The following is a 25,383-nucleotide window of genomic DNA, read 5'->3' on the forward strand; positions in this document are numbered from 1 at the left end:
AGCGGCGCTTTTTTTATTTAACAGATTTATCAGGCGTTTTTCAGCACTTCACTGACAATCTCGACGGCTTCTTTCTCGATCTGCGCACGGTGCTCTGCGCCCAGGAAGCTTTCACAGTAGATCTTATACGCGTCTTCGGTGCCCGATGGACGCGCAGCGAACCAGCCGTTTTCCGTCATGACTTTCAGTCCACCGATAGACGCGCCGTTACCGGGAGCGGCCGTTAAGCGCGCGGTAATCGGATCGCCCGCCAGCGTATCTGCACTGACCATTTCAGGTGACAGCTTCGACAATGCGGCTTTCTGCGCTGATGTTGCTGGTGCCTGCAGACGGTTGTAGCTTGGCGCACCGAAGCGTGCAGCCAGTTCATCATAGTGTTGCTGCGGGTTCTTGCCCGTTACGGCCGTAATTTCTGCCGCCAGCAGACACAGGATGATCCCGTCTTTGTCGGTTGACCAGGGTGTGCCGTCGAAGCGCAGGAATGACGCGCCCGCACTTTCTTCGCCGCCAAAACCAAAGCTGCCATCAAACAGGCCATCCACGAACCATTTAAAGCCCACCGGAACTTCTACCAGCTTGCGGCCAATATCGTCCACGACCCGGTCAATCATCGCACTGGACACGAGGGTTTTACCCACGGCAACATCCTGACCCCACTGCGGACGGTGCTGGAACAAATAGTTGATCGCAACGGCCAGATAATGGTTTGGATTCATGAGCCCGGCAGGGGTAACAATGCCGTGACGGTCATAATCTGGATCGTTTCCGAAGGCCAGATCGAATTTGTCTTTGTAGGCCAGCAGCCCCGCCATGGCGCATTCGGACGAACAGTCCATGCGCACCACACCATCTTTATCCAGGTGCATAAAGCGGAAAGTCTGGTCGACAGCGTCATTCACCAGCGTCAGATCCAGCTTGTAGTGCTCAGCGATACGCTGCCAGTAAGCGATCCCGGAACCGCCAAGCGGATCGACACCAATCTTCAGGCCCGCTTTCTGAATCGCAGGAATGTCGATGATCTGTGACAGACCTTCCACGTAAGGCTGAATCAGATCTTTTTCATGGATGTGGCCGCTGGCCCAGGCCTGATCCAGTGACAGACGTTTAACGTCTTTAAGGCCGTCTTTCAACAGCTGATTCGCGCGGTCTTCCACCACTTTGGTAACGTTGGTATCTGCCGGCCCACCGTTTGGCGGATTGTATTTAATGCCGCCATCTTCCGGGGGATTGTGCGACGGCGTAATCACAATGCCATCCGCCAGTGGGCCGCCGGATTTGTTGTGTTCAAGGATAGCGTTCGAAATCGCAGGCGTTGGCGTATAACCGTTATCCTGCTGAACGATCACATCAACCCCGTTTGCGGTCAGCACGGACAGCACGGACAGCAGCGCGGGCTCAGACAGCGCGTGCGTATCTTTACCCACATAGCACGGGCCGGTAATACCGTTCTTTTTACGCTCTTCCGCAATCGCCTGCGCAATCGCCAGAATGTGCTTTTCGTTAAAGCTGTGACGTCCTGCGCTACCGCGATGGCCTGATGTGCCAAATTTCACCGCATGTTCTGGATTCGCCACATCGGGCTGCAGGACATAATATTGTGAAGTTAATTGTGCAACGTTAATCAAATCGCTCTGCTGGGCAGGCTGCCCGGCACGGGGGTGATTGGCCATTGGCGCTTCTCCCTGACGCTTCAGTTTAAATGGTGCCGCAAACTTTCTCAGCCAGTTCCGATGGGAACTGCATCGACAGCATAATGTGTTCGATCATGCTGCGTTTACGACCGGTATTGGTATTCGTAATGACCCAGTACGGCGTGCCGGGCACATGCTTCGGCTTGGTATGGGTGCCGCTTTGCAGCAGCGTGTGCTCATCGCCTGCAAAATAGATGCGCGTACGGCCCTGCATGGAGGTGGTCGCCTCAGCAAACGCGGCCGTATCCAGACGATAGAGCGTTGACAAGATTAGCATAAAGCGATTTACCGCCCGCTTCTGCTCTGCATATTCATCAGAAAGCAGCAACTCGCGCACCGCACGAACACGATCCTGAGGGCGTGACTCATTCCCTGCCGACTGTGCCGTTTTAGACGGCTGCGAGGCGGCAACAGGCTGTGTTTCGGTCGCGGTGGCTGTCTGACCCGCAGTAAACTTCAGCATACGGCGCAGAATATCGGATGCGCTTTCGCCAATATGTTGCGTGTGGCTGGCAATATAACGGTAGAGCTCTTCGTCAACTTCGATCGTTTTCATCTTATTCCGTACGGTTTTGACTCACGACAGAACCCGCGATTTTCTGAAAATCCAGAGGTGAACACCGGGGTTTCAGGCCGTGTGCAGGTTCTAACATGAAGATTATAAAGTTAAATTCAGACAGGCTGATAGCATTCAAACGGTTTAGGGGCAAAAGTCAGAATATGTCCTAATGCCACCGGAAGCAGCGCACCTGAAAAGGTGAAACCATGATAACCTAAGCGCAGGTCTCACACTTAAGAACTTTGCTATGATTTTGAATGCCCGTCTGCAAACTGAACAATCTTCTGCTGATTCCACACCCGTTCTGCTCATTCACGGTTTGTTTGGCAGTCTTGATAACCTCGGCGTTCTGGCGCGCGGTCTGAAAGATGACCATCCGCTTATCCAGGTTGATGTGCGTAATCATGGCTTATCTCCGCGCGCTGACGAGATGACCTATCAGGTTATGGCCCAGGATATGCTGGACACGCTTGATGCGCAGGGCATTGAGCGCCTTTCCGTCATTGGTCACTCCATGGGCGGTAAAATTGCCATGACGATGAGCGCCCTGGCCCCTGAGCGGATAGAACAGATGGTGATGATCGACATTGCGCCCGTCGACTATCAGACGCGCCGCCACGACGAAATTTTTGCCGCGATCCGAGCCGTCACCGACGCGGGCGTGACGCTGCGCAGTGAGGCGGCCGGGATTATGCGTCAGCATCTTAACGAAGAAGGTGTGATTCAGTTCATCCTGAAATCGTTCAGTAGCGGTGAATGGCGCTTTAACGTTCCAGCGCTCTGGGACAACTATGCGTATATCACGGGTTGGGAAACGGTGCCCGCGTGGCCGCACCCGGCGTTGTTCATTCGCGGTGGTGACTCCCCTTATCTGGACAATCAGTACCGTGACGCGATACTGCAACAGTTTCCCGCCGCGCAGGCGCACGTGATTGGCGGTGCAGGTCACTGGGTCCACGCCGAAAAACCTGATGCTGTTTTACGCAGCATTCGCCGCTTTTTTGCACGATAAATCCGCTTAACTGGCTGTAAAAGTTTAGGATTGGCGTCCATGGTTAGCCTGGAGTATGATGGCGCGCTAAATTTTTGCCGTGGGCGCGTATCCACGGTAAAAGCCAGTAATTTAATCTGCGCAGCGGCACGATCCGTTTGCGCCCATTCAGTTGTACTAAGCCATGGCAAAAGAAAACACTGACCGCACGACGCTCGATCTGTTCGCTAACGAGCGTCGCCCTGGTCGCCCTAAAACCAGTCCGCTTACGCGTGATGAACAACTGCGTATCAATAAACGCAATCAACTGAAACGTGACAAAGGGCGCGGGCTTCGCCGTGTCGAACTCAAAATGAACAGCCAGGCGGTAGAAGCGCTTAATACGCTGGCTGAACAGCGTAATCTCAGCCGCAGTGAATTAATTGAACAAATGCTGCTGGCGCAACTCAAACTGGACTAACGCACGCAAACCGCACACAGAAACAAATGTCGCGGCTTTACAAGTTCCGCCCTTTTGCGTGGTCTGCTATCATTTGCTGAATATGCTCAGGCATTCATTCTATCATCAGGATTTAAGAGGTTATTTTACCCATGGCAATCGTAGGCATCTTCTTTGGCAGCGATACCGGTAACACCGAAAACATTGCAAAAATGATCCAGAAACAACTGGGCAAAGACGTTGCAGAGGTTCACGACATCGCGAAAAGCACTAAAGAAGATCTGGAAGCCTTTGACATCCTGCTGCTGGGTATTCCGACCTGGTACTATGGTGAAGCACAGTGCGACTGGGATGACTTTTTCCCGACGCTGGAAGAGATCGACTTCAACGGTAAGCTGGTGGCGCTGTTCGGTTGTGGCGATCAGGAAGACTACGCCGAGTACTTCTGTGACGCGATGGGCACCATTCGTGACATCATCGAACCTAACGGTGCCATTATCGTGGGCCACTGGCCAACCGAGGGTTACCACTTCGAGGCCTCAAAAGGTCTGGCAGACGATAACCACTTCCTGGGCCTGGCGATTGATGAAGATCGCCAGCCAGAACTGACGAACGAACGCGTCGACAAGTGGGTTAAGCAGATCTTCGATGAACTGCAACTCAAAGAAATTATCGAAGCCTGATAGCCGTGAGCGCAGTGTGGGCGCTGGTCCACACTGCATCAATGGCTTTTCCTATAAAAATAATAGCTACATTTTTGTAACTTTCCGCATTTAGTCTGTAGAATACCCGCATCGATCATCTGCTTATTTCCCTGGAATTGAGATGACACAACGCGAAATGGTAGCCAGCCCGCCCTCCATGCTTTGTACCGCGAACATCGCCACGGTTTCATCGCAGGCAGCATCGGTTTTCATTTCAGCGCATCAGTTCTATAATGAGACGCAAATGAGAATGGCGGTCGATCGACATACAGGCTACATGCCACAAGAGTGACCAAAGTAACAGGACAATATCCGCATGACTGACAACAACACCGCATTAAAGAAGGCTGGCCTGAAAGTCACCCTGCCCAGACTCAAAATTCTGGAAGTGCTTCAGGAACCTGCATGCCATCACGTCAGCGCGGAAGATCTGTATAAACGCCTGATTGATATGGGCGAAGAGATTGGACTGGCCACGGTTTACCGTGTACTGAACCAGTTCGACGATGCCGGCATTGTGACCCGCCACAACTTTGAAGGCGGTAAATCGGTGTTTGAGCTGACGCAGCAGCACCATCACGATCACCTGATCTGTCTGGATTGCGGTAAAGTCATTGAATTTAGTGATGAGTCTATTGAAACGCGTCAGCGTGATATCGCGACCCGTCACGGTATTAAGCTCACCAACCACAGCCTGTACCTGTATGGTCACTGTGCCCTGGGCGATTGCCGCGAAGACGAAACACTGCACGACAAGTAACGTTTGTCAGACGGTAAAGAAAAAGCCGATGCCTGCATCGGCTTTTTTGTGCCTGTCAGTCACGCCACCAGCGTTTCCTGCAGGTAGCGCCAGCGGGGCACCGAGGTGGAGCAGTCCAGAATCGCAACGGAAATGCGGCTTTTATTTTCCCCATTCATCATCTGCACTTCCCGATACTGAATGGTGACCTCGTTAGCGTGCTCTGACAGGATCACATGTTCGCTGGTCGCGATGCGCATCCCTTCCCGTGCGCCCTGTAAGCGGCGAAAGAGTTCTTCAACCTCATTGAGGTTCAGCATCTTGCCCTGTGGCGTGACCATCTGGAAGTCAGGATGAAAATGAGAAAGCAGCAGATGAAAGCTGTCACCACTGTCACGGCTGTGGTTAAAAATATGTTCAATGAGTTGATGTAAGACGACAACGCTGTGTTTGGCTTCCTGTGCGAAAACTGTCATTTTTTTCCTTTTTAACCCGCAAACAAAGACTACAGAGGGTTAGCGTACCTGAAAAAAAATAATTCACACCGGGAAAGTTATTAAAAAAATTAAACTGAGAGCGATTCCACAGAAGTAAAATTAATCGAATTAAACGGGTTCAGGACAAATGTCGGCGCTAAAAAAAATCCACCCAATAAAAAAGGGCGATTGCTCGCCCTTTACCGATCATCTGATGACCATGCGGCGTAAATTATTCGCCGTTTTTCGCCCAGGTATCGCGCAGACCAACAGTACGGTTAAACACTAACTGCGACGGTGTTGAATACACACTGTCAGCGCAGAAATAGCCTTCACGTTCGAACTGATAAGGCGCACTGGCTTCTGCGTCACGCAGACCGGGTTCAACGAAGCCGTGTTTAATCGCCAGCGAATCCGGATTGATTGTCGTCAGAAAATCATCCGCCGCACCCGGATTCGGGACGCTGAACAGACGGTCATACAGACGGAATTCTGCCGGTAGTGCATGTTCAGCTGAGACCCAGTGGATAACCCCTTTGACTTTACGGCCATCAGCAGGATCTTTGCTCAGCGTATCGACGTCACAGGTGCAGTAGATGCAGGTGATATTGCCTTCTTCATCTTTCGCGGTCCGTTCCGCACGGATGACATAGGCATTACGCAGACGCACTTCTTTACCCAGCACCAGGCGCTTATATTGCTTATTCGCCTCTTCGCGGAAGTCGGCACGATCGATCCAGATCTCGCGGCTAAAGGGAACATCGCGTGTGCCCATTTCCGGTTTGTTAGGATGATTTGGCATGCTGAGCACTTCATTGTGCCCGGCAGGCAGGTTTTCCAGCACAATTTTCACCGGATCCAGCACCGCCATCGCCCGCGGCGCATTTTCGTTGAGATCGTCGCGGATACAGGATTCCAGCGAAGCCATTTCAACGATGTTGTCCTGCTTCGTGATACCAATGCGGCGGCAGAACTCACGAATGGAGGCCGCGGTGTAACCACGACGACGCAAACCCGACACGGTTAACATGCGCGGATCGTCCCAGCCTTCAACATGCTTCTCGCTGACCAACTGCGTCAGTTTGCGTTTTGACATCACCGCATACTCCAGATTCAGGCGCGAAAACTCATACTGACGCGGATGAACAGGAATAGTAATGTTATCCAGCACCCAGTCATACAGGCGGCGGTTGTCCTGGAATTCCAGCGTGCAAAGGGAGTGCGTAATGCCTTCCAGCGCATCCGAAATGCAGTGGGTGAAATCGTACATCGGGTAGATGCACCACTTATTGCCGGTTTGATGATGCTCGGCAAACTTGATGCGGTACAGCACCGGATCGCGCATGACGATAAAGCTGGAAGCCATGTCGATTTTCGCGCGCAGACAGGCTTTGCCCTCTGCGAACTCGCCATTGCGCATTTTTTCAAACAGCGCGAGGTTCTCTTCCACACTGCGGTCGCGGTAAGGGCTGTTTTTACCCGGTGCCGTTAAGGTACCGCGGTATTCACGAATTTCGTCTGGCGTCAGTTCATCAACGTAGGCCAGGCCTTTGTTGATCAGTTCAACGGCATAGTGATAAAGCTGGTCGAAATAGTCAGATGAATAACGAACCTCGCCGCTCCAGGTAAAACCCAGCCACTGCACGTCACGCTTAATGGATTCGACGAACTCCATATCTTCTTTGACCGGATTGGTATCGTCAAAACGCAGATTGCACTCGCCCTGATAATCTTGTGCAATACCGAAATTCAGGCAGATTGATTTAGCATGGCCGATATGCAGATAACCATTTGGCTCTGGCGGAAAACGGGTATGCACACTGCTGTGCTTACCGCTCGCCAAATCCTCGTCAATAATCTGACGAATAAAGTTCGTTGGGCGGGCTTCAGCCTCACTCATCTCAAAATCCTCAACGCATAGAATGGGTGGTTTATACCACGTAATATCCGGGTATGATCCACAAAGCGTTGCAGAGAAACAACCGTTTGTTGGGCGATTAAAATAAAAAAGGCAGGAATCGCTTCCTGCCTTTTGTTGAGGATACAGGGAATTAGCCTTTTACTTCATACAGCGGGGTTTCACCGGCGATGACCTGGCCCTGCGTCAGCAGCGTTAAACCGGCGAAGTCTTCAATATTGCTCACCACCACCGGACTGATCATTGAGCGGGCATGGGCGTTAAGATAGTCCAGATCCATCTCCAGCACCGGCTGGCCTGCTGTGACCTGTGCACCCTCTTCCACTAAACGGGTAAAGCCCTGACCGTCCAGCGCCACGGTATCCAGCCCCATGTGCACGACGATCTCTACCCCGTTTTCACTTTCCAGACAGAAAGCATGGTTCGTGTTGAAAATTTTCACCACCGTACCGGCTACAGGCGCAACGACGCGCTTGTCGCTCGGCTTAATCGCCACGCCATCACCCACGGCTTTACTGGCGAAAGCCTCATCCGGCACCGCATCCAGTGCGATAACCTCACCGCTCACCGGGGCCACCAGCGTTGCGATAACGCGTTTTTCACTGTTCAGGACGGCCTGGGGTTTGGCCTCGTTAGCGGGGGCTGGCGCACTGCCACTGCTGGCTGCGCCAGCAACCGGGCCTTTCACCAGCACTTTTTTCATGGCCGTGGCGATACTTTCCGCCTGGGTACCCACGATAATCTGGACACTTTGCTTGTTGAGGCGAATCACACCCGACGCACCCAGCCGTTTTGCCACACCTTCGTTAACCTGGCCCGCATCTTTCACGTTCAGACGTAAACGGGTAATACAGGCATCAATGGCGGTAAGGTTGTCTGAACCGCCCACCGCGCCGATGTAGCGGCGTGCCAGTGATTCCGTGGCGCTTTCACCATTATCAGTGGTATCAACGTTCACGTCATAACCGTCCGCTTCATCCCCCGCTACCGCCAGTTCACGACCTGGGGTCATCAGGTTGAATTTTTTGATGGTAAAGCGGAAGACCAGATAATAAATCACGAAGAACACCAGGCCCTGCGGAATCAGCATGTACCAGTGCGTCGCCAGGGGATTACGGGTAGAGAGCACCATATCCACTAATCCCGCACTGAAGCCAAAGCCGGCAATCCAGTGCATGCTGGCAGCGATAAAGACCGAGATGCCGGTCAGTACAGCATGGATGACATACAGTACCGGTGCCACGAACATAAAGGAGAATTCCAGCGGTTCGGTGATACCGGTAAAGAATGCTGCGAAAGCGGCCGCCAGCATGATACCGCCCACTTTTGCCCGGTTTTCAGGGCGAGCGCAATGGTAAATTGCCAGCGCCGCGCCCGGCAAACCGAACATCATAATTGGGAAGAAACCCGCCTGATAGCGGCCAGTGATGCCCGGGATAGCAGTGCCATTTGCCAGTGACTGCGCACCGCCGAGGAATTTAGGGATATCGTTAATGCCTGCTACGTCGAACCAGAAAACGGAGTTCAGCGCATGATGTAAGCCAACCGGAATAAGCAAACGGTTAAAGAAGGCGTAAACACCCGCACCAACCGATCCCAGTTTTTGTATATGCTCACCGAAGCTCACCAGACCATTAAAGATGACAGGCCAGATGTACATCAGGATAAATGCCACCAGAATCATCAGGAAGGACACCAGAATAGGCACCAGCCGACGCCCGCTAAAGAATGAGAACGCTTTGGGCAGTTCTACATGGCTAAAACGGTTATAGACTTCTGCGGACAGCACGCCTACCAGAATACCGACAAACTGGTTGCTGATTTTTCCAAACGCCGCCGGCACGTCCGCCACCGGGATTTTCTGGATCATGGCTACAGCAGCCGGTGAACACAGCGTAGTGACGACCAGGAAGCCCACAAAGCCGGTCAGTGCAGCCGCACCGTCTTTATCTTTTGACATGCCGTATGCAACGCCAATGGCGAACAGCACCGACATATTTTCGATGATCGCGCCACCGGATTTAATTAACAACGCGGCAAAGGCATTGCCTGCACCCCAGCTGTCAGGATCGATCCAGTACCCTATTCCCATTAAAATTGCTGCTGCGGGCAGCGTAGCGACCGGCACCATCAGGGCCCGCCCCACACGTTGTAAGTAACTTAACATTGACCTTTTCCCCCATTGAAACTGACTTATTGCATGGCTGCCGCTTAATGTTGTTATGTCAGCAGCCCGCTTCTGACGGCATTACACTCAGTGCAGAGGAGTGTAATAACAAATTAATTCGCTCTACAAATTAATAGCAGCCATTTGTGACAAAAATCACCAAAGATTGATTTTTAACGTCGACATGACTGGCTATGAACGCCCACTTATTTTATGATGCGAAATATCGAGACGCGCGTTTCCTTCCCGTTCACCTGTCCTCACCGGCAACATGGCTTTGCTGCGCGTCGAATCCTTCACTCACATTTGAGGTGCAACATGAGACTGATTCCTTTATCTACTCCCACTCAGGTCGGCAAATGGGCAGCGCGCCATATAGTGAACCGTATTAATGCGTTTAATCCCAGCGCTGACAAGCCCTTTATTCTGGGACTGCCTACGGGCGGTACGCCTCTGGAAGCGTACAAGCACCTGATCGTTATGCATAAAGCGGGCCAGGTTAGCTTCAGACATGTCATTACCTTCAACATGGATGAATATGTCGGGCTGCCGAAAGAGCATCCGGAAAGCTACTACAGCTTTATGCATCGTAATTTCTTTGACCACGTTGATATTCAACCCGAAAACATCAATTTGCTGAATGGTAATGCGCCCGATATTGACGCAGAATGTCGCCGTTATGAAGATAAAATTCGGTCTCTGGGCAAAATCCACCTGTTCATGGGCGGCGTCGGTAATGATGGCCATATCGCCTTTAACGAACCCGCGTCGTCATTATCTTCACGCACTCGTATCAAAACGCTGACTCACGACACACGTGTGGCAAATTCACGCTTTTTTAACGGTGATGTTGATCAGGTGCCGAAATATGCCCTGACCGTTGGCGTGGGCACGCTGCTGGACGCTGAAGAAGTGATGATTCTGGTTACTGGTCACGTTAAAGCACAGGCGTTGCAGGCTGCTGTGGAAGGAAACGTGAACCACATGTGGACAATCAGTTGCCTGCAACTCCATCCTAAATCCGTGGTGGTCTGCGACGAGCCCGCGACCATGGAGTTGAAAGTTAAAACGGTGAAGTACTTCCGTGAAATGGAAGCGGAAAATATGCAGGGCGTTTAATACCGTTATTACGTCACCTGCTGTCAGATGCACGAGCGGCAGGTAAGCCGGGAGAAGAAGATGTACGCATTAGTCAATGGCCGAATCTACAGCGGCTACGAAATTCTGGATCACCATGCCGTGGTGATCGCTGACGGACGCATTGAACGGGTTTGCCCTGTTACTGCCTTGCCGTCAGGCATTGAACAGCAGGACGTAAGCGGCGCCATTATCGCGCCCGGGTTTATCGACCTGCAGCTTAACGGCTGTGGCGGCGTCCAGTTTAATGACGATATAGACGCCATCAGCGTGGAAACGCTGGAAACCATGCATCGCGCCAATGTGAAATCGGGCTGCACCAGCTTTCTGCCTACGCTGATTACCAGCAGTGACGCGCTGATGGTGCGCGCGGTGGAAACAATGCGCGCCTTTTTGCAGAAGTATCCTCACGTTATGCTGGGCTTACATCTGGAAGGCCCGTGGCTGAGTGTGGCGAAAAAGGGCACACATAATCCTGCCCTGATCCGTGAGCCCGATGCGCAGATGGTGCAATTCCTTTGCGACAACGCAGACGTGATCAGCAAAGTTACGCTGGCACCCGAAGTGGTGGGCAGCGCGGTGATTCGCCAACTGAGCGAAGCGGGTATCGTGGTCTCAGCCGGGCATTCCAGTGCCACTTATGAAGAGGCAAAAGCGGGGTTTGCGGCGGGCATTACGTTCGCCACGCACCTCTATAATGCGATGCCTGCCTTTGCCGGACGTGAGCCCGGCCTCATCGGTGCGCTGTTTGATGCGCCTGATGTATACTGCGGCATTATTGCAGATGGTTTACATGTCCATTACGCTAACGTCCGCAATGCTAAACGCATCAAAGGTGACAAACTGGTGTTGGTCACCGACGCGACAGCACCGGCAGGCGCTGCTATCGATAAGTTTATTTTTGCTGGTAAAACAATCTATTATCGTAACGGGCTGTGCGTGGATGAGCAGGGCACGCTAAGCGGTTCAGCACTGACAATGATTGAAGCCGTACAAAACTGCGTTGAGCATGCGGGCATTGCGTTGGATGAAGCCCTGCGCATGGCATCACTTTATCCCGCACAGGCAATGGGCGTTGAAAAACAGTCAGGTACGATTCAGGCAGGGAAACTCGCCAACCTGACGGTTTTTACACGCGACTTTAAAATTATTAAGACGTTAGTCAATGGAGATAACGTCCTGAGCGAGTAAGCACTGAATGACCACTGGCGGCCAGACTCAAATTGGAAATGTCGATCTTGTCAAACAACTGAATAGCGCGGCCGTCTACCGGTTAATCGACCAGCAAGGGCCGATTTCACGTATTCAGATTGCGGATTTAAGCCAACTTGCCCCCGCCAGTGTCACCAAAATTACACGTCAGCTTATTGAGCGCGGTTTGATTAAAGAAGTGGACCAGCAGGCGTCCACCGGCGGTCGCCGCGCCATTTCTATCGTGACGGAAACCCGCCACTTTCACACCATCGGTGTGCGTCTTGGCCGCAATGATGCCACGCTAACCCTGTTCGATTTAAGCGGTAAATCCCTGGCTCAGCAGGATTATCCCCTGCCCCAGCGCACGCAGGAAGCACTCGAACAGGCGTTATTCGATGCCATTGCGCATTTTATCCAGCAGAGTGAAGCGAATATTCGCGAGCTAATCGCGATTTCCGTGATTTTGCCCGGCCTCGTTGATCCGCTTAATGGCGTTATCCGCTACATGCCGCATATTCATGTGAATCAGTGGCCGCTGGTTGCTAATCTAAAGCACCGGTTTAACGTCACCAGTTTTGTGGGCCATGATATTCGCAGCCTGGCGCTGGCTGAGCACTATTTTGGCGCAACGCGCGATTGTGCCGACTCGATATTAGTGCGCCTGCATCGGGGAACCGGCGCAGGCATTATCGCCAACGGGCAGATTTTTTTGGGCAGTAATGGCAATGTCGGTGAAATCGGTCATATTCAGGTCGATCCCCTGGGGGAACGCTGCCACTGTGGCAACTTTGGCTGTCTTGAAACCATTGCGGCAAACAGCGCCATTGAACATCGTGTAAGCGAGCTACTGAATAAAGGCTACCCGAGCATCCTGACTCAGGCGGCGTGCCAGATGCAGCATATCTGCCAGGCCGCCAATCAGGGCGATGCGTTAGCCTGCGAAGTTGTCGAGCATGTGGGGCGTTATCTGGGTAAGGCGATTGCGATTGCGATCAACCTGTTTAACCCGCAAAAAATCGTGCTGGCAGGCGAGATCACCGAAGCAGAACGTGTCTTGCTACCCGCGATTGAAAGTTGCATTAATACGCAGACACTGGCGGCCTTTCGTAAAAATCTGCCTGTGGTGCGTTCACAACTCGATCATCGCTCGGCGATCGGCGCCTTTGCGCTGGCGAAACGAGCGATGTTAAACGGCATCCTGCTGCAACATCTTTTGGAAGACTAAGCGCAGCCTGTTTTCTGACAGCGCGCATCGGAACACATTTATGACGATTAAAAATGTAATTTGTGACATTGATGGCGTGCTGATGCACGACAATACCGCGGTGCCCGGTGCAAAAGAGTTTTTGCAGCGCATTCTGGCTAAAGATATGCCATTAGTGGTGCTGACCAACTACCCTTCCCAGACGGCGCGGGACTTAGCCAATCGCTTCTCCTCCGCGGGCATCGACATACCGGATTCGGTGTTTTACACCTCAGCCATGGCGACCGCTGACTTTCTGCGTCGTCAGGAAGGCAAAAAAGCCTATGTCATTGGTGAGGGTGCGCTGGTGCACGAACTCTACAAAGCGGGCTTTACCATCACTGACGTTAACCCGGACTTTGTCATCGTGGGCGAAACCCGGTCGTTTAACTGGGACATGATGCATAAGGCGGCTTTCTTTGTGGCAAACGGGGCGCGTTTCATTGCCACCAACCCCGACACGCACGCCAGGGGATTCGTGCCCGCCTGCGGTGCCTTGTGTGCCGGTATTGAAAAGATCTCCGGTCGCAGGCCGTTTTATGTCGGCAAACCCAGCCCGTATATCATGCGTGCCGCGCTGAATAAAATGCAGGCGCACTCAGAGGACACGGTGATCGTGGGTGACAACCTTCGCACCGATATTCTGGCCGGTTTTCAGGCCGGACTGGAAACCATTCTTGTCCTGTCTGGGGTGTCAACCCTGAGCGATATTGACGCGATGCCTTTCCGTCCTGACTGGATTTTCCCTTCCGTGGCCGATATCGATCTCTTCTAAACGTTCAGCTTATGACGCACTGCCGCCTCAGGCAGTGCATTCCCCTTCCTTGCCCCTCTCTGCTGGCTTGAGATCGTTCAAAAAACACCCCAAAATCACTTTTTATTGCCGATTCATCAATAAAAAGACAATTTCATTAGATAAAATTCAATATCCAGGGTTATTCAACAACCTTTTTATCAGTGAAACACGATTCCTCTTGCATTGTGTACCTGAAATAACGCATTTTCTTATACATCACGCAGCGAACGGCTGCCGGACAAACGTAAAATTACATCGCCGCAGGTGAGTTCAGGAGTCAGATATGTGTTCTATTTTTGGTGTGCTGGATCTGAAAAGCGATCCCGTTGAGTTACGTAAAAAAGCATTGGAAAGCTCACGCTTAATGCGTCACCGTGGGCCGGACTGGTCAGGTGTGTATGCTGACGACCACGCGATCCTTGCTCACGAACGTCTCTCAATTGTCGACGTCAACAACGGTGCACAGCCACTGTATAACGCCGATCACACTCACGTTCTGGCCGTCAACGGTGAAATCTACAACCATCAGGCCCTGCGCGCAGAGTTAAGCGATCGTTATAGTTTCCAGACCGGTTCGGACTGCGAAGTCATTCTGGCGCTGTATCAGGAAAAAGGCGTCGATTTCCTGGACGAGTTGCAGGGCATGTTTGCCTTTATCCTGTACGACACCGTGAAGCAAACGTATCTGATTGGTCGCGACCATATCGGTATCATTCCGCTGTATATGGGCAACGATGAGCACGGCAACCTGTTTGTGGCGTCTGAAATGAAGGCGCTGGTGCCGGTTTGCCGCACCATTAAAGAATTCCCACCGGGAAGCTACCTTTCCAGTACTGACGGTGAAATTCGTCGTTACTGGCAGCGTGACTGGATGGAATACAAAAACGTTGAAAACAACGTGACTGACGCGGCTGGCCTGAAACATGCGCTGGAAGAGTCGGTAAAAAGTCATCTGATGTCAGACGTTCCTTATGGCGTGCTGCTGTCTGGCGGTCTGGATTCTTCTATTATCTCAGCCGTGACCAAGCGTTTTGCCGCTAAGCGCGTTGAAGATCAGGACAAAAGCGATGCCTGGTGGCCACAGCTGCACTCTTTTGCCGTCGGTCTGGAAGGCTCACCGGATCTGAAAGCAGCCAAACTGGTTGCCGAGCACCTGGGTACGGTTCACCATGAAATCCACTTCACGGTGCAGGAAGGTCTGGATGCTATTCGTGACGTGATCTACCACATTGAGACCTACGATGTGACCACCATTCGTGCCTCCACGCCGATGTACCTGATGTCGCGTAAGATCAAAGCGATGGGCATTAAAATGGTGCTGTCAGGCGAAGGCGCAGATGAAGTCTTCGGTGGCTACCTCTATTTCCATAAAGCGCCTGATGCCAAAGAATTCCATGAAGAGAACGTGCGTAAGCTGCTGGCTCTGCACATGTTTGACTGTGCTCGCGCCAACAAAGCGATGTCCGCCTGGGGCGTAGAAGCGCGCGTGCCGTTCCTGGATAAGAAATTCCTGGATGTCGCCATGCGTATCAACCCACAGGACAAGATGTGCGGCAGCAACGGTAAAATGGAAAAACACATTCTGCGCGAATGTTTCTCTTCCTATCTGCCTGAAAGCGTTGCCTGGCGTCAGAAAGAGCAGTTCTCTGACGGCGTAGGTTACAGCTGGATTGACACGCTGAAAGAAGTGGCGGCTAAGCAGATTAGCGATCAGCAACTGGCGACGGCGCATTTCCGCTTCCCGTATAACACGCCGGGTTCGAAAGAAGCGTATCTCTATCGCGAAATTTTCGAAGAACTGTTCCCACTGCCAAGTGCTGCCGAGTGCGTGCCAGGTGGGCCGTCTGTTGCCTGTTCGTCGGCAAAAGCGATTGAGTGGGATGAAGCCTTCAAAAACATGGACGATCCTTCAGGACGTGCCGTGGGCGTGCACCAGTCCGCTTACAAATAAGTGCTATACTGAGTGAACAGATGGGCCAGTAATGGCCCATTTTTTGTGGAGTTGCCGTTGTATTCACTGAAAAATTGCCGAATAAAGCACCACCCTGGTTATAAGCCAGACAAACAGGCGTTTGAAGGCAAAAAACGGCAAAAAACTTGTTGACGCTGTGTAGTCAACTCCGCATAATGCGCCCCGCAACGCCGATGAAGGTTGCGCGAAAAAAGATGGCTACGTAGCTCAGCTGGTTAGAGCACAGCACTCATAATGCTGGGGTCACAGGTTCGATTCCCGTCGTAGCCACCATCTTTTTTTTGCGGGAGTGGCGAAATTGGTAGACGCACCAGATTTAGGTTCTGGCGCCGCAAGGTGTGCGAGTTCAAGTCTCGCCTCCCGCACCATTTCACGAGTCGGCAGCATGGATGGGGTATCGCCAAGCGGTAAGGCACCGGTTTTTGATACCGGCATTCCCTGGTTCGAATCCAGGTACCCCAGCCAATTTCGATGTATCTCGCGGCTGCGAGTGGACGAATGGGATATCGCCAAGCGGTAAGGCACCGGTTTTTGATACCGGCATTCCCTGGTTCGAATCCAGGTATCCCAGCCATCATCGAAAGGTAATACAATTTGGCTACGTAGCTCAGCTGGTTAGAGCACAGCACTCATAATGCTGGGGTCACAGGTTCGATTCCCGTCGTAGCCACCATTTTCTTGGGGTGTCGCCAAGCGGTAAGGCACTGGTTTCTGATACCAGCATTCCGGGGTTCGAATCCCTGCACCCCAGCCATTTTAGACAATTTGATTTGACACCATTGGGGTGTCGCCAAGCGGTAAGGCACTGGTTTCTGATACCAGCATTCCGGGGTTCGAATCCCTGCACCCCAGCCAAATTAAGCAAAAAAGCCCGCAGTAGCGGGCTTTTTTGTTTCTGGCTTCCGGCTCATGACCACGCGTCACATCCGTGCGACGCGTGGCTGAGGCTTACAAGCCTAACGCATAGCGCAAGACCTGACGTTTCAGCACGCCGGAATGCTCAGCGGCGATCAATCCCAGATTGCGTACCAGCTTTAACGGGCCGACGCGGTTGCTAAACGTAAAATAGAACAGATCCATCCCGCTCTGCATCAGCAGATTATCGTGGCGGCGCTGGCGCTGATAACGTAACAGCACCCGTTCCGACGACCAGGTTTCAGCATTGTCACGTGCAGCAATTACTACATCCATTAACGCATCGATGTCACGATATCCCAGATTCACGCCCTGCCCTGCCAGAGGATTAATGGTGTGCGCCGCATCACCGACCAGCGCCAGCCCCGGCAGGACATAACGCGCGGCATGACGACGCACCAGGGGAAAGCCACCGGCTGCATGCACATGAAAACGGCCCAGTCGGGCCGGAAAGTGATGGGCGATCTCTTTCTCCAGCTGCGCGACAGGCATGGCCTGTAACTGTCGGATACGGGCGGCGGCGTCATACCATACCAGCGAGGCATGATGACCGAACAGCGGCAGGAAAGCACGTGGACCGTCGGGCGTAAAGTGCTGCCAGGTCGCATCGCCAGCCGGATGCTCGCAGGTGACGCTGATCAGTAAGCAGGACTGTGCGTAACTCCAGCCGTGAATCCCAATACCCGCCATCTGTCGCACCTGTGAGCTTGCGCCGTCTGCCCCCACCACTAATTTTGCGGTTACGGTCGTGCCATTGCTTAATGACAGCGTCCAGCCCGCATTACAGGGCTGAAGATCCTCCATCGTCGCCGGACACAGCAAGGTGATCCCTCGCTGCGTCATCTCTTCCCACAGCGCACGTTGCAGCACCGAGTTCTCCACCATATAACCCAGTTCAGGCAAACCCAGCGACTCCGCATCGAAACTGACCTGCGCCGTCTGCCACTCCCAGGTTTCCAGTTTGCGGTAAGGCGCACAGCGCATCGCCTCCACGCGTTGCCAGACGTTCAGTTGTTTCAGGAGCGCCACCGACGAGGAGCCGACAGCGGAAATGCGCACGTCCGGCAGGCTGTCGGGATCGAAAGGTGGCGGGGTTGCCCGCTCAATCACCGCCACCCGAAAGCGGTGCTGCGCTAAACCACAGGCCAGCGCCGCTCCGACCATGCCGCCGCCGACAATCACCACATCAAACTGGTTATCCTGCATCACTTGTATCCCTCTCTTAGGCCGCCACTTTTCAGCACGGTGGTATTCCTGCAAAGTGTACCGGAAAAATGAGGCACGATCAGAAAAGCCCTCAGGCTGGTCACATCCGCAGCAAAGCATTACAATACGCGCCCAGCACTTCACTGCACTGATTTAATGGCTAGCTCGATGACAAAAAAACTGCATATCAAAACCTGGGGATGTCAGATGAATGAGTACGATTCATCTAAGATGTCTGACCTGCTGAACAGCACGCACGGCTATACCCTGACAGAGGAAGCCGAAGAGGCGGATATTCTGCTGCTCAACACCTGCTCAATCCGCGAGAAAGCGCAGGAGAAGGTTTTCCACCAGTTGGGGCGCTGGAAAAAACTCAAAGAGCGCAACCCGGATTTGATCATCGGTGTTGGCGGCTGCGTCGCGTCGCAGGAAGGGGATCATATTCGCCAGCGTGCGCCTTGCGTGGACATTGTCTTTGGTCCGCAAACCCTGCATCGCCTGCCTGAAATGATTAATACCGTGCGCGGCAGCAAAAGTCCGGTTGTGGACATCAGCTTCCCGGAAATCGAAAAATTCGACCGCCTGCCTGAACCGCGGGCCGAAGGCCCCACCGCGTTTGTCTCCATCATGGAAGGCTGCAACAAATATTGTACGTTCTGCGTGGTGCCTTATACGCGCGGTGAAGAAGTCAGCCGTCCGTCAGACGATATTCTGCTGGAGATCGCGCAGTTGGCTGCGCAGGGCGTACGCGAAGTGAACCTGTTAGGACAGAACGTGAACGCCTATCGCGGCGAAACCTTTGACGGCGACGTGTGCACCTTTGCTGAACTGCTGCGTCTGGTGGCGGCGATTGACGGCATTGACCGTATTCGCTTCACCACCAGCCATCCGATTGAGTTCACCGATGACATCATTGATGTCTATCGCGATACGCCAGAGCTGGTGAGCTTCCTCCACCTGCCTGTGCAGAGCGGCGCCGACCGGATTCTGACGCTGATGAAGCGTGCGCACACTGCGCTGGAGTACAAGGCTATCATTCGCAAACTGCGCGCTGCACGCCCTGACATTGAGATCAGTTCTGACTTTATCGTGGGTTTCCCGGGTGAAACACAGCAGGACTTTGAGCAAACGATGAAGCTGATTGGTGATATCAACTTTGATATGAGCTACAGCTTTATCTACTCAGCGCGTCCGGGCACACCTGCGGCAGACTTGCCTGACGACGTCAGCGACGAAGAGAAAAAACAGCGTCTGTATATTCTGCAGGATCGCATCAACCAGCAGGCCATGGCGATCAGCCGCCGTATGCTGGGCAGCGTGCAGCGGATTCTGGTAGAAGGCATTTCACGTAAAAACGTGATGGAGCTGACCGGCCGGACCGAAAACAACCGAGTGGTAAATTTCGAAGGTCCGGTAGAGATGATTGGTAAGTTTGTCGACGTCGAAATTGTCGATGTGTATACCAACTCCTTGCGCGGCAAGCTGGTGCGGACTGAAGAGGAAATGGGCTTACGTGTGGTTGAAAGCCCGGCCTCCGTTATCGCCCGTACCCGCAAAGAAAATGATATCGGCGTTGGCGTCTTCCAGCCCTGATCTTCCGTTATGTGCGGCAGCTCACCGTCGGCTGCCGCACATTCTGCTGTTTTGCACTTGGTTTCTGCCGGTGCCGCCCAAATATCACCTCGTAAGCTTGCGCCCCGGCGTGACCGCATAAATAATTTCGTTATGATGCATCCGCTTAACACATCTGATGCACCCGCAATCCCTTTCAACTGGCCCTGAGTGACCCAAAGGATTCGTTTGAATATTGAAACCCGTGAAATCGCCCTTGAACCGGCTGATAACCGCCGTCTGATGAGCCTGTGCGGTCCATTTGATGACAATGTAAAACAGCTGGAGCGTCGTCTTGGCATTGAGATAAACCGCCGGGACAATCAGTTTAAACTGGTTGGTCGGGTGCTGTGCGTGAATGCCGCGGTCGAGATCCTGAAAACACTTTATGTCGATACCGCGCCCGTGCGCGGCGAAATTCCGGATATCGAACCCGAGCAGATTCATCTGGCGATCAAAGAAAGCCGGGTGCTGGAACAAACGGCAGAAAGCGTGCCCGACTACGGTAAAGCGGTCAATATCAAGACCAAGCGTGGCGTCATCAAGCCGCGCACCCCAAATCAGGCACAGTATATTGCCAATATCCTCGACCACGACATCACCTTTGGCGTGGGCCCGGCGGGTACCGGTAAAACCTACCTGGCCGTCGCTGCCGCGGTCGATGCGCTCGAACGCCAGGAGATTCGTCGCATCCTGCTCACGCGCCCCGCCGTCGAGGCCGGTGAAAAACTGGGCTTCCTGCCGGGCGATTTGAGCCAGAAAGTGGACCCCTACCTGCGTCCGCTTTACGACGCCCTGTTTGAGATGCTGGGCTTTGAAAAAGTCGAGAAGCTGATGGAACGCAACGTTATCGAAGTCGCGCCGCTGGCCTATATGCGCGGCCGTACGCTGAATGACGCGTTTATCATTCTTGATGAAAGCCAGAACACCACTATCGAGCAGATGAAGATGTTTCTGACCCGTATCGGCTTTAACTCGAAAGCAGTCATCACCGGCGACGTCACGCAGATTGACCTGCCCCGCCACACAAAATCGGGTTTACGTCACGCGATTGAGGTCCTGTCTGAAGTGGAAGAAATCAGCTTTAACTTCTTTCACAGTGAAGACGTTGTGCGTCATCCGGTCGTGGCACGCATCGTGACCGCTTATGAAGCCTGGGAAGAAGCCGATCAGAAACGTCGCGATCAGCAGGCCGAAGAGCGTAAGCGTGAAGCCCTTGCTGCCCAAGATAGCGTTCAGGAGAAACCATGAGCGACGTGATTCTCGACCTGCAACTGGCCTGTGAACAAACAGAAAATCTCCCCACGGAAAGCCAGTTTCAGCGCTGGCTGGAAGCTGCGGTGACGCCGTTTCAGCCGGAGAGCGAAGTGACTATTCGTCTGGTGGATGAACAGGAAAGCCATGAGCTTAACCTGACCTACCGTGGTAAAGATAAACCCACCAATGTGTTGTCATTTCCTTTTGAAGCGCCACCCGGTATTGAATTGCCCCTGCTGGGCGATTTGATCATCTGCCGTCAGGTCGTGGAACAGGAAGCGCAGGAACAAGGGAAAAGCGTCGAAGCCCACTGGGCGCACATGGTGGTTCACGGTACGCTGCATCTGTTGGGTTATGATCACATTGAAGACAGCGAAGCCGAAGAGATGGAAGGTCTGGAGACCGAGATAATGCTTGCTCTTGGTTATCCTGATCCGTACATTTCGGAGAAAGAAAACGCCTGAGTTGTGGACTCAGGCTATCCTGCTGCCGGTAACCCGACCGGCAGCATCACTTACTGACCAGAGAGATCTTTAAAAACCGCCATGAGCGACGACCATTCTCAAAACAGCGATGCACCCAGTAGTAAAAAGGGATTTTTTTCCCTACTGCTCAACCAACTGTTTCACGGTGAACCCAAAAACCGTGACGAGCTCTTGAGCCTTATCCGTGATTCCAATCAAAAGGACCTGATTGATCAGGATACCCGCGACATGCTGGAAGGCGTGCTGGATATTGCAGAACAGCGCGTACGCGACATCATGATTCCGCGCTCTCAGATGATCACCCTGAAACGCAACCAGAACCTCGAAGAGTGCCTGGATGTGATCATTGACTCCGCACACTCCCGCTTTCCGGTGATCAGCGAAGACAAGGACCATGTTGAAGGCATCCTGATGGCGAAAGATCTGCTGCCGTTTATGAGCAGCGAATCAGAAGCCTTCAGCGTCGAAAAAGTGCTGCGTCCTGCGGTGGTTGTGCCTGAGAGCAAGCGCGTTGACCGTATGCTAAAAGAGTTTCGTTCCCAGCGCTATCATATGGCGATTGTGATCGATGAGTTTGGTGGCGTGTCCGGACTGGTTACGATTGAAGATATTCTCGAACTGATTGTTGGCGAAATTGAAGACGAATATGACGATGAGGAAGATCGGGATATCCGCCAGCTCAACCGCCAGACCTACACGGTGCGTGCGTTAACCCCCATTGAGGATTTCAATGAGGTGTTCGGCACCCAGTTCAGCGATGACGAAGTGGATACCATTGGTGGACTGGTAATGCAGGGCTTTGGTCATCTGCCGGCGCGCGGTGAAAGCATCGACATTGATGGTTACCAGTTCAAAGTTGCCATGGCCGACAGCCGCCGTATCATTCAGGTCCACGTAAAAATCCCGGAAAATTCGGCGCTACCTCAACTGGATGACGAATAACGCTATGGCATTAGCCTCCTTTTACCAGCAGCAGCGGGTCCGTCTGCTGCTGGCTTTACTGAGCGGCGCCTGTGGCACGCTCGCCTTTTCCCCTTATGATTTCTGGCCTGCCGCCCTGCTTTCGCTGTTCGGCCTGCAACTTCTGACGTTGAACCGCACCAGTCCTCAGGCCAGCGCCATTGGTTTCAGTTGGGGGTTTGGCCTGTTTGGCAGCGGTATTAACTGGGTTTATGTCAGCATTGCCACTTTTGGCGGCATGCCTGGCCCAGTGAACGTTTTTCTGGTGGTCCTGCTGGCGGCTTACCTCGCGATTTATCCGGCGCTGTTTACCGGCATCCTGAACCGGATTTGGCCACGTCCCACACTGTGGCGACTGGCGCTGGCCGCTCCCGCGTTATGGCAGGTGACGGAGTTTTTGCGCGGCTGGATTTTAACCGGCTTTCCGTGGTTGCAGTTTGGCTACAGTCAGATTGATGGCCCGCTAAAGGGGATTGCGCCGCTGGCTGGCGTGGAAAGTATTACCTTCCTGCTGATGGTCATTGCGGGTTTGCTGGTTTATGCGCAGCAGCGACGTCAGGTGAAAAGCCTGGTGGGCGCGCTCGCGTTACTGGCAATATGCTGGCCGTTGCGTTATCTGCACTGGTATCAGCCTTTACCCCAGCAGGCGGTCGATGTCGCGCTGGTGCAGGGCGATATTCCCCAGTCGATGAAGTGGGACCCGCAGCAGTTGCTGAACACGCTGCGCATTTATAACGATTTAAGCCAGCCGCTGATGGGGAAAGCCCCCATTATTATCTGGCCGGAGTCGGCAATTACCGATCTGGAAAGTAACCAGCAACCGTTCCTGCGTTCGCTGGATGCCGAACTCCGCGCGCGCGGTAGCGCACTGGTGACCGGTATCGTGGATTCGCGCCTGGAGCAGAATCGTTATCATGATTACAACACGGTTATCGTGCTGGGCGGGCCGAAGCCCTACAACTACTTCAGCACTAACCGCTATCAGAAAAACCATCTGGTGCCGTTTGGTGAGTTTGTTCCCATGGCGGATTTGCTGCGCCCGCTTGCCCCCTTCTTCGATTTGCCGATGTCTGCCTTCAGCCGCGGTGCCTATTTGCAGCCTCAGCTCAATGTGGCGAATTATCACCTTACGACGGCGATTTGCTACGAGATCGTGTTGGGTGAGCAGGTGCGGGCGAACTTCCGTCCGGACACCGACTTTCTGCTGACCGTCTCTAATGATGCCTGGTTTGGTCACTCGATTGGTCCCTGGCAACACTTCCAGATGGCGCGTATGCGCGCACTTGAGCTGGGCAGACCGCTGCTGCGCGGCACCAACAATGGCGTAACCGCCGTGGTTAATGCCAATGGCGATGTGGAAAAGGTTCTGCCGCAGTTCACGCGCGGCGTACTCGTGGATAAGGTAACGCCTACCCGCGGCGAAACGCCATACTCGAAAGCCGGGATCTGGCCGGTATGGATAGCGACAGTGCTGGCCGGGTTACTGGCCTTCATCCGACGTCAGCGCTGACACGCTGTGGTGAAGCGCTGCTTCGCCACAGCCTTTCGCGGTGTCTTAATCCGCACGCTGTTTCCCTTTCCCCTTTTACTGCTTCTGCTTCTGCTTCTGCTTCTGCTTCTTCAGTCAAACCGTTCGTTCACCCCACTGTCATTTTATTCTGGCACGATGATTGCTAAATGTTTCTGTATTCCTGCAACGCGGGGCTTGTTACCCACGATGGCATGGGCGTAATGCACCATTAACGCTCAATCTGCGCACCTTCCGCGTGCATGGACGCGCGATTGCCTTTTTTTGGTGCGAATGCCATCGCAAAAAAGAAACTTTTTTGTTTCATTAGGTTAACAATCCGCTATGTTAGTGAATATTCTTAAGCGCAGACGCGCGAGGGAATAATAAGAAAAGCAGTGCAAAATACACACAACATCACACTCAGTACAGGGTTGATCCTGTGCAATTTCCACACGAAGGAGTTGGAACATGCAATTACGCAAAGTGGCATTATCTCTTTTGCTGTTGAGCGCAGCAGCGGGAGCGGCCCAGGCGGAAGATCTCAGCGGTACCCTGAAAAAAATTAATGACAGTGGCGTCATTGTTATCGGGCATCGCGAATCGTCAGTTCCCTTTTCATATTACGACAACCAACAGAAAGTCGTTGGCTATTCACAGGCTTATTCAAACGCGATTGCTGATGCCATTAAAGCGAAGCTGAATAAACCTGATCTGCAGATCAAAATGATCCCGATTACTTCACAGAACCGTATTCCGCTGCTGCAAAACGGCACCTATGACTACGAATGTGGCTCAACGACCAACAACCTTGAGCGCCAGAAACAGGCGGCCTTTTCCGACACCATTTTTGTTATCGGTACCCGCTTGCTGGTTAAAAAAGGCAGCCCAATTAAGGATTTTGACGATCTGAAAGGCAAGACTGTCGTGGTGACCTCAGGTACGACGTCAGAAGTGCTGCTGCATAAACTGAACGACGAGAAAAAGATGGATATGCGCATCATCAGCGCCAAAGACCATGGTGATTCGTTCCGTACGCTGGAAACCGGTCGTGCCGTGGCCTTTATGATGGATGACGCCCTACTGGCTGGCGAACGCGCTAAAGCGAAAAAACCGGATGACTGGGTCATTATCGGTACGCCACAGTCTAAAGAAGCTTATGGCTGTATGCTGCGCAAAGACGATCCGCAGTTCAAAAAGCTGGTTGATGACACCATTGCAAAAGCCCAGACCTCCGGCCAGGCAGAAAAATGGTTCGACACCTGGTTTAAACAGCCTATTCCTCCTAAAAACCTGAACATGAACTTTGAATTGTCTGATGACATGAAAGCCCTGTTCAAAACGCCGAATGATAAGGCGCTGAATTAACAACGATAACAAGGGCGGCGCTGTCGCCCTCTCGATTGCTGAAACCGC

The 25,383-nt window shown here is 53.0% G+C and carries 21 protein-coding genes and 7 tRNA genes; 22 read left to right on the forward strand and 6 right to left on the reverse strand.

What is annotated here, in order from left to right; genetic code table 11:
• Positions 1 to 29: 29 nt before the first annotated feature.
• On the reverse strand, positions 30 to 1,670 hold the full coding sequence (pgm, locus tag C1N59_RS14565; RefSeq protein WP_033739321.1) for a phosphoglucomutase (alpha-D-glucose-1,6-bisphosphate-dependent): 1,641 nt from the start codon (positions 1,668 to 1,670) through the stop codon (positions 30 to 32).
• A 25-nt stretch (positions 1,671 to 1,695) separates the two neighbouring features.
• Positions 1,696 to 2,247 (reverse strand): replication initiation negative regulator SeqA, encoded by a 552-nt coding sequence (gene seqA, locus C1N59_RS14570; protein ID WP_006118434.1) that lies wholly within the window; start codon positions 2,245 to 2,247, stop codon positions 1,696 to 1,698.
• Positions 2,248 to 2,497: 250 nt separating this feature from the next.
• Here seqA and ybfF point away from each other — a divergent pair, with 250 nt between their 5' ends.
• From ybfF to fur, 4 genes are all read left to right on the forward strand, one after another.
• Positions 2,498 to 3,262 carry an esterase gene (ybfF, locus tag C1N59_RS14575; RefSeq protein WP_054634318.1) on the forward strand — a complete coding sequence of 255 codons (765 nt, stop codon included), beginning with the start codon at positions 2,498 to 2,500 and terminating at the stop codon, positions 3,260 to 3,262.
• Between the two features lie 163 nt (positions 3,263 to 3,425).
• A complete protein-coding gene (gene ybfE, locus C1N59_RS14580) occupies positions 3,426 to 3,701 on the forward strand; it encodes a LexA regulated protein (RefSeq protein WP_006118432.1) in 276 nt (91 codons plus the stop codon).
• Between the two features lie 131 nt (positions 3,702 to 3,832).
• The gene (gene fldA / locus C1N59_RS14585; protein ID WP_006118431.1) at positions 3,833 to 4,363 is read left to right on the forward strand and encodes a flavodoxin FldA; all 531 of its coding nucleotides are present in this window, start codon (positions 3,833 to 3,835) and stop codon (positions 4,361 to 4,363) included.
• 337 nt (positions 4,364 to 4,700) lie between these two features.
• Entirely contained in the window at positions 4,701 to 5,144 is a 444-nt protein-coding gene (gene fur, locus C1N59_RS14590) for a ferric iron uptake transcriptional regulator (RefSeq protein ID WP_033739317.1), read from the forward strand.
• A gap of 59 nt (positions 5,145 to 5,203) precedes the next feature.
• Here the strand turns inward: fur and C1N59_RS14595 are convergent, their stop codons facing one another.
• The 3 genes from C1N59_RS14595 to nagE all read right to left on the reverse strand — a co-directional run bounded on the left by C1N59_RS14595 (position 5,204) and on the right by nagE (position 9,684).
• A complete protein-coding gene (locus C1N59_RS14595) occupies positions 5,204 to 5,599 on the reverse strand; it encodes a hypothetical protein (protein ID WP_033739315.1) in 396 nt (131 codons plus the stop codon).
• Positions 5,600 to 5,831: 232 nt separating this feature from the next.
• Positions 5,832 to 7,499 (reverse strand): glutamine--tRNA ligase, encoded by a 1,668-nt coding sequence (gene glnS / locus C1N59_RS14600; RefSeq protein ID WP_006118428.1) that lies wholly within the window; start codon positions 7,497 to 7,499, stop codon positions 5,832 to 5,834.
• A gap of 151 nt (positions 7,500 to 7,650) precedes the next feature.
• Positions 7,651 to 9,684 (reverse strand): N-acetylglucosamine-specific PTS transporter subunit IIBC, encoded by a 2,034-nt coding sequence (gene nagE / locus C1N59_RS14605; RefSeq protein ID WP_039337948.1) that lies wholly within the window; start codon positions 9,682 to 9,684, stop codon positions 7,651 to 7,653.
• Positions 9,685 to 10,002: 318 nt separating this feature from the next.
• Between nagE and nagB the strand changes: the two genes are divergently transcribed.
• The 12 genes from nagB (at position 10,003) to C1N59_RS14665 (ending at position 16,881) form a co-directional block, all read left to right on the forward strand.
• Positions 10,003 to 10,803 carry a glucosamine-6-phosphate deaminase gene (gene nagB / locus C1N59_RS14610; protein WP_394549805.1) on the forward strand — a complete coding sequence of 267 codons (801 nt, stop codon included), beginning with the start codon at positions 10,003 to 10,005 and terminating at the stop codon, positions 10,801 to 10,803.
• Positions 10,804 to 10,863: 60 nt separating this feature from the next.
• Positions 10,864 to 12,012, forward strand: coding sequence for an N-acetylglucosamine-6-phosphate deacetylase (nagA, locus tag C1N59_RS14615; RefSeq protein WP_033739310.1), 1,149 nt, complete (start codon positions 10,864 to 10,866; stop codon positions 12,010 to 12,012).
• A gap of 7 nt (positions 12,013 to 12,019) precedes the next feature.
• Positions 12,020 to 13,240: a DNA-binding transcriptional regulator NagC gene (locus C1N59_RS14620; protein ID WP_283787539.1), complete on the forward strand. Its 1,221-nt coding sequence runs from the start codon at positions 12,020 to 12,022 to the stop codon at positions 13,238 to 13,240.
• Positions 13,241 to 13,280: 40 nt separating this feature from the next.
• Positions 13,281 to 14,033: an HAD-IIA family hydrolase gene (locus tag C1N59_RS14625; protein WP_033739305.1), complete on the forward strand. Its 753-nt coding sequence runs from the start codon at positions 13,281 to 13,283 to the stop codon at positions 14,031 to 14,033.
• Between the two features lie 304 nt (positions 14,034 to 14,337).
• Positions 14,338 to 16,005, forward strand: coding sequence for an asparagine synthase B (asnB, locus tag C1N59_RS14630; RefSeq protein WP_006118422.1), 1,668 nt, complete (start codon positions 14,338 to 14,340; stop codon positions 16,003 to 16,005).
• A gap of 217 nt (positions 16,006 to 16,222) precedes the next feature.
• A tRNA-Met gene (locus tag C1N59_RS14635) sits at positions 16,223 to 16,299 on the forward strand.
• Positions 16,300 to 16,309: 10 nt separating this feature from the next.
• Positions 16,310 to 16,394, forward strand: a tRNA-Leu gene (locus C1N59_RS14640).
• Positions 16,395 to 16,416: 22 nt separating this feature from the next.
• Positions 16,417 to 16,491: transfer RNA gene (locus tag C1N59_RS14645), tRNA-Gln, on the forward strand.
• Positions 16,492 to 16,525: 34 nt separating this feature from the next.
• Positions 16,526 to 16,600: transfer RNA gene (locus C1N59_RS14650), tRNA-Gln, on the forward strand.
• A gap of 22 nt (positions 16,601 to 16,622) precedes the next feature.
• Positions 16,623 to 16,699, forward strand: a tRNA-Met gene (locus tag C1N59_RS14655).
• A gap of 6 nt (positions 16,700 to 16,705) precedes the next feature.
• Positions 16,706 to 16,780 (forward strand) — tRNA-Gln (locus C1N59_RS14660).
• Positions 16,781 to 16,806: 26 nt separating this feature from the next.
• A tRNA-Gln gene (locus C1N59_RS14665) sits at positions 16,807 to 16,881 on the forward strand.
• Positions 16,882 to 16,974: 93 nt separating this feature from the next.
• On the opposite strand, the gene ubiF is transcribed toward C1N59_RS14665, so the two are convergent.
• Positions 16,975 to 18,147 (reverse strand): 3-demethoxyubiquinol 3-hydroxylase, encoded by a 1,173-nt coding sequence (gene ubiF, locus C1N59_RS14670; RefSeq protein ID WP_058701106.1) that lies wholly within the window; start codon positions 18,145 to 18,147, stop codon positions 16,975 to 16,977.
• A gap of 168 nt (positions 18,148 to 18,315) precedes the next feature.
• Between ubiF and miaB the strand changes: the two genes are divergently transcribed.
• The 6 genes from miaB (at position 18,316) to C1N59_RS14700 (ending at position 25,335) form a co-directional block, all read left to right on the forward strand.
• Complete coding sequence (miaB, locus tag C1N59_RS14675; RefSeq protein WP_033739300.1) at positions 18,316 to 19,740, forward strand: tRNA (N6-isopentenyl adenosine(37)-C2)-methylthiotransferase MiaB; 1,425 nt, start codon at positions 18,316 to 18,318, stop codon at positions 19,738 to 19,740.
• Between the two features lie 207 nt (positions 19,741 to 19,947).
• Positions 19,948 to 21,009: a PhoH family protein gene (locus C1N59_RS14680; RefSeq protein WP_394549806.1), complete on the forward strand. Its 1,062-nt coding sequence runs from the start codon at positions 19,948 to 19,950 to the stop codon at positions 21,007 to 21,009.
• Complete coding sequence (gene ybeY / locus C1N59_RS14685; protein ID WP_033739295.1) at positions 21,006 to 21,479, forward strand: rRNA maturation RNase YbeY; 474 nt, start codon at positions 21,006 to 21,008, stop codon at positions 21,477 to 21,479. The genes C1N59_RS14680 and ybeY overlap by 4 nt, the downstream gene beginning before the upstream one ends.
• 81 nt (positions 21,480 to 21,560) lie before the next feature.
• Positions 21,561 to 22,442, forward strand: coding sequence for a CNNM family magnesium/cobalt transport protein CorC (gene corC, locus C1N59_RS14690; protein WP_033739293.1), 882 nt, complete (start codon positions 21,561 to 21,563; stop codon positions 22,440 to 22,442).
• Positions 22,443 to 22,446: 4 nt separating this feature from the next.
• Positions 22,447 to 23,970, forward strand: a complete 1,524-nt coding sequence (lnt, locus tag C1N59_RS14695) for an apolipoprotein N-acyltransferase (RefSeq protein WP_205952790.1) — start codon at positions 22,447 to 22,449, stop codon at positions 23,968 to 23,970.
• A 468-nt stretch (positions 23,971 to 24,438) separates the two neighbouring features.
• A complete protein-coding gene (locus C1N59_RS14700; protein WP_033739290.1) occupies positions 24,439 to 25,335 on the forward strand; it encodes an amino acid ABC transporter substrate-binding protein in 897 nt (298 codons plus the stop codon).
• Positions 25,336 to 25,383 lie beyond the last annotated feature (48 nt).

This window comes from Pantoea sp. SGAir0183 (assembly GCF_043545505.1).

What these genes read in the sequence shown, in the direction of transcription:
- nagE (WP_039337948.1), bottom strand. Translation starts at nt 9,684, where the DNA reads ATGTTAAGTTACTTACAACGTGTGGGGCGGGCCCTGATGGTGCCGGTC.
- C1N59_RS14625 (WP_033739305.1), top strand. Translation starts at nt 13,281, where the DNA reads ATGACGATTAAAAATGTAATTTGTGACATTGATGGCGTGCTGATGCAC.
- ybfF (WP_054634318.1), top strand. Translation starts at nt 2,498, where the DNA reads ATGATTTTGAATGCCCGTCTGCAAACTGAACAATCTTCTGCTGATTCC.
- corC (WP_033739293.1), top strand. Translation starts at nt 21,561, where the DNA reads ATGAGCGACGACCATTCTCAAAACAGCGATGCACCCAGTAGTAAAAAG.
- C1N59_RS14700 (WP_033739290.1), top strand. Translation starts at nt 24,439, where the DNA reads ATGCAATTACGCAAAGTGGCATTATCTCTTTTGCTGTTGAGCGCAGCA.
- fldA (WP_006118431.1), top strand. Translation starts at nt 3,833, where the DNA reads ATGGCAATCGTAGGCATCTTCTTTGGCAGCGATACCGGTAACACCGAA.
- pgm (WP_033739321.1), bottom strand. Translation starts at nt 1,670, where the DNA reads ATGGCCAATCACCCCCGTGCCGGGCAGCCTGCCCAGCAGAGCGATTTG.
- C1N59_RS14595 (WP_033739315.1), bottom strand. Translation starts at nt 5,599, where the DNA reads ATGACAGTTTTCGCACAGGAAGCCAAACACAGCGTTGTCGTCTTACAT.
- seqA (WP_006118434.1), bottom strand. Translation starts at nt 2,247, where the DNA reads ATGAAAACGATCGAAGTTGACGAAGAGCTCTACCGTTATATTGCCAGC.
- ybfE (WP_006118432.1), top strand. Translation starts at nt 3,426, where the DNA reads ATGGCAAAAGAAAACACTGACCGCACGACGCTCGATCTGTTCGCTAAC.
- ubiF (WP_058701106.1), bottom strand. Translation starts at nt 18,147, where the DNA reads ATGCAGGATAACCAGTTTGATGTGGTGATTGTCGGCGGCGGCATGGTC.
- nagA (WP_033739310.1), top strand. Translation starts at nt 10,864, where the DNA reads ATGTACGCATTAGTCAATGGCCGAATCTACAGCGGCTACGAAATTCTG.
- miaB (WP_033739300.1), top strand. Translation starts at nt 18,316, where the DNA reads ATGACAAAAAAACTGCATATCAAAACCTGGGGATGTCAGATGAATGAG.
- lnt (WP_205952790.1), top strand. Translation starts at nt 22,447, where the DNA reads ATGGCATTAGCCTCCTTTTACCAGCAGCAGCGGGTCCGTCTGCTGCTG.
- asnB (WP_006118422.1), top strand. Translation starts at nt 14,338, where the DNA reads ATGTGTTCTATTTTTGGTGTGCTGGATCTGAAAAGCGATCCCGTTGAG.
- fur (WP_033739317.1), top strand. Translation starts at nt 4,701, where the DNA reads ATGACTGACAACAACACCGCATTAAAGAAGGCTGGCCTGAAAGTCACC.
- C1N59_RS14620 (WP_283787539.1), top strand. Translation starts at nt 12,020, where the DNA reads ATGACCACTGGCGGCCAGACTCAAATTGGAAATGTCGATCTTGTCAAA.
- nagB (WP_394549805.1), top strand. Translation starts at nt 10,003, where the DNA reads ATGAGACTGATTCCTTTATCTACTCCCACTCAGGTCGGCAAATGGGCA.
- ybeY (WP_033739295.1), top strand. Translation starts at nt 21,006, where the DNA reads ATGAGCGACGTGATTCTCGACCTGCAACTGGCCTGTGAACAAACAGAA.
- glnS (WP_006118428.1), bottom strand. Translation starts at nt 7,499, where the DNA reads ATGAGTGAGGCTGAAGCCCGCCCAACGAACTTTATTCGTCAGATTATT.